Raw genomic sequence first — 14,606 nt, forward strand, 5'->3', positions numbered from 1 at the left:
AGGAGCCCATCCCGTGACGGAAGGCACCACCTCCGCCGCTGCCGAGGGTGCAGACACCCTCACCCGCCTGGAGCAGGAGGGTGAGATCGCGGCGGACTACCTGGAGGGTCTGCTGGACATCGCCGACCTCGACGGCGACATCGACATGGATGTCGAGGCCGACCGCGCCTCCGTGTCGATCATCAGTGACACCGGCAGCCGCGACCTGCAGAAGCTGGTCGGCCGGGACGGCGAGGTGCTGGAGGCACTGCAGGAGCTGACGCGCCTCGCCGTGCACCGGGAGACCGGCGACCGCAGCCGGCTGATGCTGGACATCGCGGGTTACCGGGCCAAGAAGCGGGCCGAGCTGTCCGAGATCGGCGCCAAGGCCGCCGCCGAGGTGAAGAGCACCGGTGAGCCCGTCAAGCTCAAGCCGATGACTCCGTTCGAACGCAAGGTCGTGCACGACGCGGTCAAGGCCGTGGGACTGCGCAGCGAGTCCGAGGGCGAGGAGCCGCAGCGGTTCGTCGTCGTACTGCCCGCCTGATCGGACCCCACGTTTCACCGGCCCCGTCTGTTGAGCAGACGGGGCCGAACTTTGTCAGCCTGGTAGTTCTGGTGGCCGGTGCGTGAAGCGCCGGCGCTGTACGGAAGGACGGTCCCCGTGACGGAGGCAGCGGAGCTTCCCCCCGCGCCCGAACAGGCGCGGGAAGTATTTGGTGATCGCTTCGCCGATGCGGTCCGCTACGCGGAGCTGCTCGCCGAGGCGGGCGTTCAGCGTGGGCTGATCGGCCCGCGGGAAGTGCCCCGCCTGTGGGAGCGGCATCTGCTGAACTGCGCGGTGCTCTCCGAGGCCGTCCCCGAGGGAGTGACGGTCTGCGATGTCGGCTCCGGCGCCGGATTGCCTGGCATTCCGCTCGCTCTGGTCCGGGACGACCTGAACATCACCCTGTTGGAGCCGCTGCTGCGGCGCACCAACTTCCTCACCGAGGTCGTCGAGCTGCTCGGCCTGGATCACGTCACGGTCGTGCGAGGGCGTGCCGAGGAGGTGCTGGGGAAGCTGCCGCCCGTCCATGTGGTGACCGCCCGGGCCGTGGCCCCGCTGGACCGTCTGGCCACGTGGGGCATCCCGCTGCTGCGTCCCTACGGCGAGATGCTCGCGCTCAAGGGGGACACCGCCGAAGAGGAGCTGAAGGCCGCGGCCACGGCACTCAGCAAGCTCGGCGCGGTGGAGACGTCCATCCTGCATGTGGGCGAGGGAGTGGTGGACCCGCTGTCCACCGTCGTGCGGGTCGAGGTCGGCGAGAGCCCCGGCGGTGTGCGGTTCGCGGCGAAGCGGGCGAAGGCGGCACGGACGGGCCGGGCACGTCGCCGTCGCTGACCCGTCCTGACCACGAAACGTACTCCACACAAGGTGCCAAACCTACGCAGGACGGAGTGTCGCAGGGGTCCGGTCGCAGCCACTGTGCATCGTGTTTCACGTGAAACGTCGCTCACTGCTGCACGGCATCATCAGTCGTGGCCGCGCCGCGGCCGAACCCCGCGACCGTAAGCCTCTCGGTTCACTCAGAGGGGCAACGGAGTTGTCCACAGAGGTGGATTTCTCCACAGAACACCAGGCCTCACTGGTTCACGACCCCGAAGGCATGGGAGGCTCTGTTCATTGCGAGCCTGAAGTCGAGGAGAGTGAATCCTTGCGGTCCGACGCCAACATCGCGGGACCGATGACCGATCCGGTCCCCGGTCCCCGTACCGAGTCGATGGGGGCGGATGTTTCACGTGAAACACCGCCTCCGATGGACGACACTCCCATCGGTCGTGCGGCCCAACTGGCGGTGGAGGCTCTGGGCCGCGCCGGCGAAGGCCTGCCACGACCGGAGCAGACCCGAGTCATCGTGGTCGCCAACCAGAAGGGCGGCGTGGGTAAGACGACGACGACCGTCAACCTTGCCGCTTCGCTGGCTCTGCATGGCGGCCGTGTCCTGGTGATCGACCTCGACCCCCAGGGCAACGCGTCCACCGCGCTCGGCATCGACCACCACGCCGAAGTCCCTTCGATCTACGACGTGTTGGTGGAGAGCAAGCCTCTGGCCGAGGTCGTCCAACCGGTCTCCGACGTGGAAGGTCTCTTCTGCGCTCCCGCCACCATCGATCTCGCCGGTGCCGAGATCGAGCTGGTCTCCCTGGTGGCCCGGGAGAGCCGACTGCAGCGGGCGATCCAGGCGTACGAACAGCCCTTGGACTACATCCTCATCGACTGTCCGCCCTCGCTCGGCCTGCTGACGGTCAACGCGCTGGTGGCGGGCCAGGAGGTCCTGATCCCGATCCAGTGCGAGTACTACGCACTGGAGGGTCTGGGCCAGCTGCTGCGCAACGTCGACCTGGTGCGGGGGCACCTCAACCCCACGCTGCATGTGTCGACCATCCTGCTCACCATGTACGACGGCCGGACGCGTCTCGCTTCCCAGGTCGCCGAAGAGGTGCGCACCCACTTCGGCGACGAGGTGCTGCGGACGAGCATCCCCCGCTCGGTCCGTATCTCCGAGGCGCCGAGTTACGGGCAGACGGTGCTGACTTACGATCCTGGATCGAGCGGTGCCCTCTCGTATCTTGAGGCGGCCCGAGAAATCGCGCTGAAAGGCATTGGCATCAGCTACGACGCGAGCCAGGCCCACATCGGCGCTCAGAACGACCCGAGCATGGTGGAGGGGATCCAGTGAGCGAGCGACGGAGGGGGCTGGGCCGTGGGCTCGGCGCACTGATCCCCGCTGCACCGACCGAAAAGACCCCGGCTCCGGCCGCGCTGGGAGGCGGAGCCTCCACCTCGCCGGCAGCGGTCCCGGTGCTGACGACTGACCGCGGAGTCGCCGCGGCGAAGGTGGCCACGCTGCCGCCTGTTTCACATGAAACCGAGGAGCCCTCGGCAAGCCCGGGCGCGGAGACGCCGGCTCCTCCGATGGGCGCGCACTTCGCCGAGATCCCTCTTGACGCGATCTCTCCCAACCCCCGGCAGCCGCGTGATGTCTTCGACGAGGACGCGCTCCATGAATTGGTCACCTCCATCAAGGAGGTCGGTCTCCTCCAGCCGGTCGTCGTACGGCAGCTGGGGCCCGGCCGCTATGAGCTGATCATGGGTGAGCGCCGCTGGCGGGCCTGCCGTGAGGCCGGCCTGGAGGCCATCCCGGCGATCGTCCGCGCCACGGAGGACGAGAAGCTCCTTCTTGATGCGCTGCTGGAGAACCTGCACCGTGCGCAGCTGAACCCGCTGGAAGAGGCAGCCGCCTACGACCAGCTGCTGAAGGACTTCAATTGCACGCACGACCAGCTGGCCGACCGGATCGGGCGTTCCCGGCCCCAGGTCTCCAACACCCTGCGTCTGCTGAAGCTCTCACCGACGGTTCAGAAGCGGGTTGCCGCCGGGGTCCTCTCCGCCGGTCACGCCCGAGCCCTGCTGTCAGTCACGGACTCTGAGGAGCAGGACCGGCTGGCTCACCGCATCGTGGCCGAGGGGCTGTCCGTGCGAGCCGTCGAGGAGATCGTCACCCTCATGGGCTCGCGGCCCCAGAAGCCTCAGCGCTCCAAGGGCCCGCGCGCCGGCTCCCGGCTCTCCCCAGCACTGAACGAGCTGGCGACCCGACTGTCGGACCGCTTCGAGACCCGGGTGAAGGTCGACCTCGGTCAGAAGAAGGGCAAGATCACCGTCGAGTTCGCCTCCGTGGACGATCTGCAGCGGATTCTGAGCACGCTCGCGCCGGGCGAGGGGCCGGTGCTGCACGGCGAGCTTCAGGAGAACGTGGCGGAGGACCAGGACGACTGATCCTGGCTCGACCGACTCGGTCGTAACGGGAGCGGGTCATGTCCGGTGTGTATCGGACACGGCCCGCTCTTTTGCTTCGAGTCGCTATCGATCGCATCGCATCGTGGATACGATGCGATCGGGTATGGCACATCCACCGGACAGCGTCTGTATCTCTGAGTGGGGAGACGGGGGCCATGCGATCGATGAGCCGCACCGGACTGGTGAGCGCGGGCCTGGGCCTTGGGGTGGTCGGCGGATTCGTCGGCAGCCTGCTCAGGGAGCGGAGCGCTCTGACAGCCGCTCGTGATGCGGCGGGCGAAGGAAGCGAGGAACAGCCTTCATGGGGCGTCGGCTCGTGCCGCTCACGCTGGACAACCTTCAGGACCTTCCCTCCCGCTGCCGTTCGTGTGTCTTCTGGGAGTTGGACCCTGTCAGCGGTGAAGCGGCGGTAAAGGCGGGCACCTCCGCGCTGGAGAAGGAGGCCTGGATCTCTGCCGTCCTGCTGGACTGGGGATCGTGCGGCCGCGTGGCGTACGTCGATGACGTGCCGGTGGGTTTTGCGCTCTACGCCCCTCCGGCCTATGTCCCGCGCTCGATGGCCTTCCCCACCAGCCCCGTTTCGCCGGACGCCGTACAGCTGATGACGGCGTTCATCATGCCCGGCTATCAGGGCCAGGGGCTGGGCCGTGTGCTCGTGCAGACGGTCGCCAAGGACCTGCTGCGCCGAGGCTTCCGGGCGATCGAGGCCTTCGGCGACGCCCGCTGGAAGGAGCCCGCCTGCCTGTTGCCGGCGGATCATCTGCTGGCCGTGGGGTTCAAGACCGTCCGGCAACACCCCACACATCCCCGGCTGCGGCTGGAGCTGCGCTCGACGCTCTCCTGGAAGGAAGACGTGGAGATGGCGCTCGACCGGCTTCTGGGAGCGGTACAGAAGGAGCCTGCGCTGCGACCGCTCTAAAGCGAATGGGCCAGCCCATGCGGGTTGGCCCATTCGTGTTTCACGTGAAACGTCACTCGGCGATGAACTCCTCAAGGTCGCGAACGATCGCGGCCTTCGGCTTGGCGCCGACGATCGTCTTGGCGACCTCGCCACCCTGGTAGACGTTCAGGGTCGGGATGGACATGACGCCGTACTTGGCGGCCGTGTTCGGGTTCTCGTCGATGTTGAGCTTGACGATCTCGATCTTGTCGCCGTACTCGGCAGCGATGGCTTCGAGGGACGGGGCGATCTGGCGGCACGGGCCGCACCAGGCGGCCCAGAAGTCCACCAGGACGGGCTTGTCGTTCTTGAGGACGTCCTGCTCGAAGGAATCGTCGGTCACATTCTTCAGGGTGCCGGCCACGGCGGGCTCCTTAACTCGATCGTGCGGTGAGGCGAGGGGGAAGGGGGAAGGTCAGACGGCGGCGGTCTTCTCGGGCTCCGCCTTGTCCTCGTCCGCGAGGGCGGAGAGGAAGCGCTCGGCGTCGAGGGCAGCGGAGCAGCCGGTGCCGGCCGCGGTGATCGCCTGGCGGTAGGTGTGGTCGACCACGTCACCGGCGGCGAAGACACCGGTGACATTGGTGCGGGTGGACGGGGAGGCGACCTTCAGGTAGCCCTCCTCGTCCAGGTCCAGCTGGCTCTTGAACAGCTCGGTGCGCGGGTCGTGGCCGATCGCGATGAACAGACCGGTCACGGGCAGCTCCGACAGTTCGCCGGTCTTGACGTTGCGCAGCTTCAGACCGGAGAGCTTCTGTTCGCCCTGGATCTCGGCGACCTCGCTGTCCCACACGAACTTGATCTTCGGGTCGCCGAAGGCGCGCTCCTGCATCGCCTTGGAGGCGCGCAGGGTGTCCCGGCGGTGGACGATCGTCACGGACTTGGCGAAGCGCGAGAGGAAGGTGGCCTCCTCCATCGCGGTGTCGCCGCCGCCGATCACGGCGATGTCCTGGTCCTTGAAGAAGAAGCCGTCACAGGTGGCGCACCAGGAGACACCGCGACCGGAGAGCGCGTCCTCGTTCGGCAGGCCCAGCTTGCGGTGCTGGGATCCGGTGGCGACGATGACGGCCTTCGCCCGGTGCACCGTGCCGGCGGTGTCGGTGACGGTCTTGATGTCACCCTCCAGGTCGACCGAGACGATGTCGTCCGGGACCAGTTCGGCGCCGAAACGCTCGGCCTGCGCCCGCATGCTGTCCATGAGGTCGGGGCCCATGATGCCGTCGCGGAAGCCCGGGAAGTTCTCGACCTCGGTGGTGTTCATCAGCGCGCCACCGGCGGTGACGGCGCCCTCGAACACCAGGGGCTTCAGCGACGCGCGCGCGGTGTAGAGCGCCGCCGTGTAGCCTGCGGGCCCGGAGCCGATGATGATCACGTTACGGACGTCGCTCACGGCTTGTTTCCTCGTCTCTGGTCTGCGTCGGTCGACCGGTGGGAGTGCCTTTCAGAACTCTCACCCCACCCAACGGATCCTACGGGGCGCGCATTCCCACTGTGCCGGGGCACACGCCACATGTGATCGGTCGCTGCGGTGGCTGCTGTCGTGGCCGGCAGCTCAGGGGCGTGGATAGGACTTCTTCAACAGCACGGTGCCCGATGAAGCGGGCTGCTGTCCGATACAGGCCGCATCGACGATGTAGATCGTGACCCGTGCGCTGTCGCCGGCGTCGGGCACCACGACCAGATAGGCGGACTTTCCGTCGTACCTTCCGGCCTTGGCACCCAAGACGTCGTCCCCCTGGTGGAGTGCGGCCCGAATGCAATCGGGGACGGATGCCTCGGTCTGGATCAGGGTGTTCGCGCTCTCGGTCGACCCGGGGGTGTTCTGGTCGGACTTGAGGCCCGAACGAGGCCGCTGGCTGGGGGATCCCCGCTGGGTGCTCTTCTTGGTGACGAGTAGATCCTTCACCTGGCTCTGGACACTCGCGCCGGAGAAGGGCCCGACGGAGGGCGAAGGCTCTCCGTGGGCGGTGGTGTCGGAGGAATGGTCGCCCAGCGACTCGATCACCAGCGACCCGGCCCCGAGGACGGCCGCGGTGAGAACGGCCCCGAGCATCACGCGCCTGCGCCGCCGCCCTCGCTCGCGCCCCTGGCGTCCCGGACCGGTCGTCGCCTGTGGACGACCAGGAGGCCGGTCCGAGGCAACCGATGTTTCACGTGAAACATGACCCTCGCCGTTCTCCCTCCCCGGCTCGATCTCGCCGGGGACTCCGGCGCTCGACGGTCCGGGGGCGGAGGCGCCGAGGAGTGCCTCGGCGGCGAGGGCGGCATCGATACGACTGGCCACGTCAGCCGGCATACGCTCTGCTTCCGATACGGATCCCAGCAGCCCCCGGATCTCCTCCAGTGAGGCATGGACGTCCGCGCACAGCTCGCATGTGTCCAGATGGCGCTGTACATCCGCGCTGCGGGCCGGAGGCAGAAGGCCTTCGGTGAGGTCGGAGATCTCCGCGACGTCCGGGTGCCCGGCCGTGTCTGTCGTGGAAGTCACGCTCGCCCACCTCCGCCCTTCACTACGGCTGAATCGCTCGGTCTGGCGTTCTTCGGGGCTCCTCTCGGAGACCCCGTTGCAGGTGGGACGGATGTCCCCTCCACCCGGTTCCGTCCCGTGCCGGGTTCTTTCCCGTTTCCGGAACCTTCCGGCCGTAGATGAGTGAGGAGAGGCAGCAGTCGCGCTCTGCCCCGGGCGCATCGGCTCTTCACCGTGCCCGTCGGCACGTCGAGAATCTCGGCGGCCTCGGCCACGGGGTATCCCTGCATGTCCACCAGGACCAGGGCGGCTCTCTGGTCGTGCGGGAGGGTGCCGAGTGCCTCGAAGAGCTGGCGCTGCACATCGTTCCGCTCGGCCGGCGCCGAGGCCGCCTCATGCGGCTCCAGCAGCTGCTCCAGCCGCTCGGTGTCGTCGACCGGTGACGTCTTCCGTGAGGCCACCTTGCGGGCACGGTCCAGGCAGGCGTTCACCGTGATCCGGTGCAGCCATGTTGTGACAGCCGACTGGCCCCGGAAGGTATGAGCGGCCCGGTAAGCCGACACCAGGGCGTCCTGGACCGCGTCGGCGGCTTCCTCGCGGTCCCCCAGCGTCCGCAGCGCGACCGCCCAGAGCCGATCCCGATGCCGCCGGACGATCTCGCCGAAGGCATGGGAGTCGCCTTCCACATGGCGGGCGAGCAGGTCCTTGTCGCTCACTCCGTCGTATCCGGCGTCCTCCGCCATCTGCCCCCTCCGGTCCGGGTGCGACGTCAGCCTGTGAACTTCACTTCGCCGATGGCCTGCTTCCAGCCCGCCGTGGAGTACAGGGTGGAGTCGTACCCCGAGTTCGGCACGGCCGTCAGCCAGACGAGGACGTACTGCGTCTTGACCGACTTGGTGACCTTCACCGTGGCGGTGGTGCCCGTGGTCGTGACGCTGCCGATCTTCGTCATGGAGCCCAGCGACGCCGGCGTCAGCGAATCCGCAGCGTACAACTCGACCGTCGTGTGATCGCCGCCGTAGCGCATGTCGAGGGTGGCGGTGCTGAGGTTCTTCGCCGAGCCGAGGTCGTACACGATGCCCACACCCGGCTTGTACGGCGCGATCGGCGGACCCGCGAGGAAGCTCTTGGTCTTCCAGTACGTCGACGGGTTGCCGTCGTAGGTCTTGGGTTCGGCACCGGAGTTCTGGGTGGGGCCGTCGGCGGTGAACTCCCGGGCGTTCTGGATCTTTATTGGCTGTGGCTTCGGCTTCGCCGCGCCCTTGTCGCCGTCGTCCGTCGTCTGGCTCTTGTTGGTGTCCTCCGACTTGCCACCCCGGTCCATCAGGGCGTCCGCCAACTGCCAGCTGCCCAGACCGAGGGCGGCGATGAGCAGGGCCGACACCGCCCACTTCAGGGCCTTGCCGGTGCGGCTCTGCAACGGGGGCGGCGGAGGCACGATCGGCTGGGCCACGCCGGGGTGCGGCGCCGGGCGGCCGTACGTGCCCTGCTGGTAGGTCGTGCGCTGGTACTCGGGCGGAGCCGTGAACGCCGGCTCCGGCGGGCGGATGCGCGGCATCTCGCCGATCGCCTTCACCAGCTCCTCCGGCGTGGTGCACGGAGCCTCGTGCCGGGAGGCAGTGGCCCCGTCGTTGGCGAGTGCGCGCATGGCCAATTCGGACAGGCCCCGGTGGACACCGGCCCGTACCTGGTCCGGTGCGATCAGACCGACGCCCTTGGGGAGGCCGGACAGACCGTATGCGTCGCTCTCGTACGGCCAGCGCTGGGTCAGCGCGGCGTACAGCAGGGCGCCGATCCCCTCGGTGTCGGTGCGCTGCGGGGTGTCGGAGCTGATGCCGCGCAGCGCGGCGTTCACGGCCAGGCCCCGGATGCGCCACTGGCCGGTCGAGGCACGCAGCACGGCGTTCGGGTTCAGCCGCAGATGGGCGAGGCCCTCGCGGTGCGCGGCGGCCATGGCGGAGGCGACCTGACTGACCATCTGGTAGGCGTCGTGCGGCTCCAGCGGGCCGGTCGTGAGGAGCGTGGTCAGCTCGGTGGCGTCGGGCAGCCACTCGTGCACGACGTAGACGAGGTCGTTCTCCTCGACGGCGTCCAGAACCTGGACGAAGCGCGGATCACCGAGCAGCGCGGAAGAACGGGCGGCAGCCAGGACGGAACGGGCTCGTACATGGTCCGCGGGAAGGATGTGCACGCCGACGGCACGACGGAGTTTCTCGTCGACCGCACGCCAACTGCTGAATCCGTCCAGACGGGTGACGCACTCCTCCAGTCGGTAGCGTCTGGCGAGCTTGTGACCGCTGTGCAGTTCGGGAGGCGAGGCCTTCTTCCCCGGACCCTCGGTCACGCCGCTCCCCCGTGCCTCGTCGCTGTCCGTGTCCCGCTCCGGGTTCTTGGCCACCCCGTCGGCCGTGGACTGGTCCGCCTTGGCGGTCAGCGGTTGCTCACCGCTGTTGTCTGCCACGTCGACGGCAGCCGTGCTCCGTTCCGCCACCGTCGTCCCTGCCTCCCCATCCGTTGCACGCTGTCCGACGCCGAAACCAATTGTGCCCACAGTCCGCCGCTATGCACGACACACGGCGGCGGACGATGGTTGTGCACTTACCCCCGCCTCAACGGCCCAGACGTCCGCGGACCATGCCCACGAGCGAGTTGAGTTCCTCGATACGCATCCGACGGGCGGCCACGAAGAAGATGCCGAACAGGACGGCACCGCCGGCGACCAGCGCGGCCAAGGAGCCGAGGACGCCCTGGCCGAGGGTGTGCCCGATGCCGTAGCAGGCCGCGCCGCTGAGCAGGGCCGCGGGCACCGAGGCGATGCACAGGCGCGCGTACGTCCGCAGCACCCGGGTGCCGTCCAGGTCACCGCCGAGCCGCTTGCGCAGCCGCCGCCAGGCGACACCCACGCCGATCGCGTAGGCGAGGCCGTACGCGGCGGCCATCCCGGCGACCGCCCAGCGGGCGGGCAGCAGGAAGTAGCAGAGCGCGGAGGCGCCCGCGTTCACCGCCGCCACGATGACGGTGTTGTAGAAGGGGGTGCGGGTGTCTTCGTACGCGTAGAAGGCGCGCAGGACGACGTACTGCACCGAGTACGGGATCAGGCCGAGACCGAAGGCCATCAGCATGTAGCCCATGTTCGTGGCCGAGCCGGTGCCTGCGGAACCGAAGATCAAGGTGCACATCGGGATGCCGAGTGCGAGGAAACCGAACGCGATCGGGACGATGGCAACGGCGGTGGTGCGCAGGCCGTGCGAGATGTCGTCGCGGATGGCACCGGCGTCACCCTCGGCGGCCGAGCGCGAGATGCGCGGCAGCAGGGCGGCCATCAGCGACACGGTGATGATGGCCTGCGGCAGACCCCAGATCAGCTGGGCGTTGGCGTAGGCGGCGAAGCCGGTGCCGCCGACGCCGGAGTTCTTGCCGGCGGCGGTGGACAGCTGGGTGACGACCATGGCGCCCGCCTGGTTGGCGAGGACGAACAGCACTGTCCACTTGGCGAGCATCGCGGCCTTGCCCAGGCCGTGGCCCCGCCAGTCGAACCGCAGCCGGATGCGGAACCCGGTTTCGCGCAGATACGGGATCATCGCCAGCGCCTGGACGACCAGGCCGAGGAGCACACCGACACCGAGCAGGCGCTGGGCCTGCGGCGGGATGTTCTCGACCGCCATATGGGAGTTGGCGGAGGTGCCGTAGACCCAGATGAACATGCCGAGCGTCACGATGATGACGATGTTGTTCAGGACCGGCGTCCACATCATCGCGCCGAATTTGCCGCGGGCGTTGAGGATCTGTCCCATCACCACATGGATGCCCATGAAGAAGATCGAGGGCAGGAAGTAGCGGGTGAAGGTGACCGCCACGTCGTTGGCGGCCGGGTTGCCGGCGATGGTGGGAGACAGCAACCGCACCAGCAGCGGCGCCGCGAACATCGCCAGACCGGTGAGTGCGGCCAGGGCCACCATCACCAGGGTCAGCAGCCGGTTGGCGAACGCCTCGCCGCCGTCCTCGTCCTCCTTCATGGACCGCACCAGCTGCGGAACGAAGACGGAGTTGAGCCCGCCGCCGACGGTGAGGATGTAGATCATGGTCGGCAGCTGGTAGGCCACCTGGAAGGAGTCACCGAGGAAGCCGATGCCGAGCGCCGCGGCGATCAGCGCGGAGCGGATGAAGCCGGTGAGGCGGGAGACCATCGTGCCCGCCGCCATCACGGCACTGGACTTCAGCAGCCCGGCGGCCTTGCCGCCCTTCTTCGCGGGGGCGACAGCGGCCGCGGGAGCCGCTGCCGTCACGGGCGCGGCGTCCCCCTGCGGACCTGCGGGGTCCGGTGCGGGTGCCGGGGCGGGCACCGGCGGCTGCACCGGGTTCGCCGGGGCGGCCGGGTAGTGGCCGTCGGGACCGTATCCGGTGCCCGGAGCGGCGGCCGGTGCGGAGAAGCCCGGCTGATCCATGGGCGGCTGCCCACCGCTCTGCTGCTGGTCCTTGAAGAGGTGCGCGAACGCGTCCGGCTCGTGGTACTCCTCGCCCGAGTGCGTGACCAGGTCGTCCACGCCCACGAACTGGGTCGTGCGCGGGTCGTCGCCGTACGGCATGTACGGGGTCGCGCCCTCCGGCTCCGGTGCGGGCGTCTGCGCCCACACCCGCGGGTCGGGCGCATACGGTGACGGGGCGGGCGGGCCGTACAGCGGCTGCTGGTGCTCGTAGCTGCCGGCAGGGGGCGGCGGGTGCGCGGCGCGGTCGTAGAGCGCCTCGGCGACCGGGTCCTGCGCGGCCAGGTCGTGCGCGCGGTAGGGGTCCTGGTCGTAGGCGTCCTGGAGGTACATGTCCGCCGCTTGCTGCGGCGGTACCTGACCGGGCTCGGGCGGCGTCTCGGGGTAGCCCGAGCCGGCCGCGCCCTGGCCGCGATCACCGTCGTACGGCGCGTTCATGCTTACCCCACCTCATCGTCCCTGGCTCACCGGCCACGACATCGCTCAACGGTCCACTCTCTCACCCGTCCCGGACGGGTCGGTGCTTTCCGGTGCGGTGTCCGGCGCAGGGTCACTCGGGTGCTCCGGGTCGTCTGCCCCGGAGGGGGAGCCGGATTCCTCCGGCTTTTCCGGGAGACGATCCGTCGGGGCGCCGGGGTTCCCCGGCTCGTCGGTGGCCTCTTCCGCCGTGCCGGTGCCGTCCTCGTTCTGGCGGGCCGCGGCGCGCTTGCGCTGGGTGTACATCCGGAAGCCCGCGAGGACGAGGAGGAGTACGCCGCCGCCGATGACCAGCATCACGGTGGGCGTGATCTCGGTGACCTTCACATCGAAGCTGACGGGGTCGCCGTACTTCACGCCGTCCTCGGTGTACAGCTGGGCGACCACTGTGACCCGGCCGTTCGCATTGGCCGAGGTGGTGAACTTCACGGACTGGCTGTGCCCGCCGGAGATCTCGACCCGCTGCTCGGAGTAGGCCTTGCCGCCGATCTTCAGACGGGTCGGCATGCTCGAGGTGAGGCGCAGGACCAGATGTCCGACGGGCTGGACGAGGTTGTTCTGGACGGTCACCGGGATGGTGGCGCTGCGGCCGGAGAGCTTGGTCTCCGACTTGTCGATCAGTTTGACCTGGTCGGCCAGGTGGTCGAGCCAGCCCTCGACACCGTCCCGGTAGCTGCTCGCTTCCGCGCTCCTGCCCTGCCACGACGTGGACATCTCACGGTTTATGGCCCGCCCGAACGGGGTCACGACACGGGACTGGTCGGAGAGGATCACCTGGAAGCTGTCGAGCTTGTCCTCGGTGCGCGCGATCTGCTCGAAGGCCGTCCGCGGCAGTTCCCGCGAGCGCAGCGAGGAGGGATAGGCGGACCCCGACGGGATGCGCGTGGTGGCATCCGGGTCGGGCTTGTCCTTGGCTGCCGCGCCGAGATCCTGGGACTGGGACCAGTTCCCGCCCTGGAGCGCCTTCAGCGCCGCCGCCATCGCCTGCGCCTGGCTCCCCGTGGGCATGCGCTGCGGGGCGACGACGACGCTGCGCTGCTTGTCGGTCTGCGCGTTCACCTCGAGGCTCTGGGCCAGGAACTCCTGCACGGCGAGCGTGGCCGAGCCCGCCTTCGTCAGATCGTCCTCGAAGGCCGTGGACAGCCGGGCGTCGGAGACCACCGCCGTGGTGCCACCGCCGACCGGGCGGGCGGCGGACGGCGTGTACGACAGCCCGGCCGTCTCCTGGAGGCTGTCGCTGCGGGCGATCACGCGGTCGGCTCCGGCGGAGGTCGCCACCTTCATGATCGCCGGATCCACGGCACCCTCCACCGGCCAGGCGAAGTCGGTGCTCGGTGTGACGTGAAGCACGGTCTTGACGGTGGTGGCGGCGACGTCGGTGGCGTCCTTGAGGTGGCTGAGCGAGCCGGTGACGCTGGTGCCGTTGTGCGCGAGGGAGGCCAGGTCCGGGTCACCGAAGGGCAGCGCGACGACCTCCTTGCCCGCCACTGCCTTCTGCAGGTTCGCCAGCCACTGCTTGGCGACTGCCTGGTGCTCCCGCGGGCCGGGTGTGGTGGTGTCCCCGTCGCCCGGCAGCCGGTAGTTACCGGTCGCCATCCTGTCCACCGAGGCCAGCAGGTCCGGGTCGATCACCCAGGTGACGTCGAGGTCCTTGCCCAGCTCCACCATCTGGGCCAGCCGGCCGCCCGGCGCCAGCTCCTTGGCCAGGTCGTCGTTGAGGAACACGGGCGTCTGGAGCTCGCCGGCGCCCGTCTTGGCCGTCATGTGGACCGTGGAGAGCAGCGGCCACAGGAACGTCGTCCTGGTCTTGGTGCCGGCCTCGGACGGCTGCCACGGCAGGAACGTCCGCTGGATGCCGAGCACCTGGTCCCAGGGCTGCGCGGCGGTCTGGCCGGAGAGGGAGACACCGAACTCGTACACGCCGTCGTCGCCGAGATCGAGCTTGTCGACGGGGACGGAGATGCTGAAGTGCTCGGCGACGCCCGGGGGCAGCTTGGAGAACTTCTCCTCGTACTTGCCGCCGACCTCGGAGCCGGTGTCGCCCTGCAGGGCGTCGGAGTGCCGGGCGACGGCGTCGATCGCCGAGCGGGTGTTCAGCTGGGGACCCACCCGCAGACCCACGTGGGCGCCGGTGACGGTCTGCTTGCCGTTGTTGGTCACCGTGCCCGACACGGTCAGCGTGTCCCCGTCCGTGGGGGCGCTGGGGCCGAGCGAGTCCAGGGAGACGGAGACCGTGTCCGAGGAGGCGGCCTGGGCAGGCGCCGCGGCGGGCAGCTGCAGCAGCCCGGCCAGCAGAGGCGCCCCCGCGAGCAGCGCGCCGGTGCGCCGCAGCCACCGGCGGGCAGGTGAGGCACTGGTCCCCTGGAAGTCTGCCGCCTCGGCCACGCGCTCGCCCGTCCCTCGTCGTCGTCAGTGGTCGTCGGA

The 14,606-nt window shown here is 69.2% G+C and carries 12 protein-coding genes; 5 read left to right on the top strand and 7 right to left on the bottom strand.

Features of this window, described 5'->3' with window-relative positions; translation table 11 throughout:
* Positions 1 to 13: 13 nt before the first annotated feature.
* The 5 genes from ACIGXP_RS11425 (at position 14) to ACIGXP_RS11445 (ending at position 4,736) form a co-directional block, all read left to right on the top strand.
* A complete protein-coding gene (locus ACIGXP_RS11425) occupies positions 14 to 526 on the top strand; it encodes a protein jag (RefSeq protein WP_399766828.1) in 513 nt (170 codons plus the stop codon).
* A 117-nt stretch (positions 527 to 643) separates the two neighbouring features.
* Entirely contained in the window at positions 644 to 1,360 is a 717-nt protein-coding gene (gene rsmG, locus ACIGXP_RS11430; RefSeq protein ID WP_363214128.1) for a 16S rRNA (guanine(527)-N(7))-methyltransferase RsmG, read from the top strand.
* Positions 1,361 to 1,625: 265 nt separating this feature from the next.
* Complete coding sequence (locus tag ACIGXP_RS11435; protein WP_363214176.1) at positions 1,626 to 2,699, top strand: ParA family protein; 1,074 nt, start codon at positions 1,626 to 1,628, stop codon at positions 2,697 to 2,699.
* Positions 2,696 to 3,796, top strand: a complete 1,101-nt coding sequence (locus ACIGXP_RS11440; protein ID WP_399766831.1) for a ParB/RepB/Spo0J family partition protein — start codon at positions 2,696 to 2,698, stop codon at positions 3,794 to 3,796. Before ACIGXP_RS11435 ends, ACIGXP_RS11440 begins: the two co-directional genes overlap by 4 nt.
* A 322-nt stretch (positions 3,797 to 4,118) precedes the next feature.
* Entirely contained in the window at positions 4,119 to 4,736 is a 618-nt protein-coding gene (locus tag ACIGXP_RS11445) for a GNAT family N-acetyltransferase (RefSeq protein WP_399766835.1), read from the top strand.
* Positions 4,737 to 4,788: 52 nt separating this feature from the next.
* Here the strand turns inward: ACIGXP_RS11445 and trxA are convergent, their stop codons facing one another.
* The 7 genes from trxA to ACIGXP_RS11480 all read right to left on the bottom strand — a co-directional run bounded on the left by trxA (position 4,789) and on the right by ACIGXP_RS11480 (position 14,567).
* Positions 4,789 to 5,121, bottom strand: coding sequence for a thioredoxin (gene trxA / locus ACIGXP_RS11450; protein ID WP_363214125.1), 333 nt, complete (start codon positions 5,119 to 5,121; stop codon positions 4,789 to 4,791).
* Positions 5,122 to 5,172: 51 nt separating this feature from the next.
* A complete protein-coding gene (gene trxB / locus ACIGXP_RS11455) occupies positions 5,173 to 6,144 on the bottom strand; it encodes a thioredoxin-disulfide reductase (RefSeq protein WP_363214124.1) in 972 nt (323 codons plus the stop codon).
* Positions 6,145 to 6,306: 162 nt separating this feature from the next.
* Positions 6,307 to 7,242 carry an anti-sigma factor family protein gene (locus ACIGXP_RS11460; protein ID WP_399766839.1) on the bottom strand — a complete coding sequence of 312 codons (936 nt, stop codon included), beginning with the start codon at positions 7,240 to 7,242 and terminating at the stop codon, positions 6,307 to 6,309.
* Positions 7,239 to 7,964, bottom strand: a complete 726-nt coding sequence (sigM, locus tag ACIGXP_RS11465) for an RNA polymerase sigma factor SigM (protein ID WP_363214122.1) — start codon at positions 7,962 to 7,964, stop codon at positions 7,239 to 7,241. The genes ACIGXP_RS11460 and sigM overlap by 4 nt, the downstream gene beginning before the upstream one ends.
* 26 nt (positions 7,965 to 7,990) lie before the next feature.
* Positions 7,991 to 9,712: a protein kinase family protein gene (locus tag ACIGXP_RS11470; protein WP_399766842.1), complete on the bottom strand. Its 1,722-nt coding sequence runs from the start codon at positions 9,710 to 9,712 to the stop codon at positions 7,991 to 7,993.
* A gap of 118 nt (positions 9,713 to 9,830) precedes the next feature.
* Positions 9,831 to 12,143, bottom strand: coding sequence for a murein biosynthesis integral membrane protein MurJ (murJ, locus tag ACIGXP_RS11475; RefSeq protein ID WP_399766844.1), 2,313 nt, complete (start codon positions 12,141 to 12,143; stop codon positions 9,831 to 9,833).
* 45 nt (positions 12,144 to 12,188) lie between these two features.
* Positions 12,189 to 14,567 (bottom strand): DUF6049 family protein, encoded by a 2,379-nt coding sequence (locus ACIGXP_RS11480; protein ID WP_363214119.1) that lies wholly within the window; start codon positions 14,565 to 14,567, stop codon positions 12,189 to 12,191.
* Between the last annotated feature and the right edge of the window lie 39 nt (positions 14,568 to 14,606).

Source organism: Streptomyces sp. NPDC053069, assembly GCF_044546895.1.
Classification (GTDB): Bacteria; Actinomycetota; Actinomycetes; order Streptomycetales; family Streptomycetaceae; genus Streptomyces.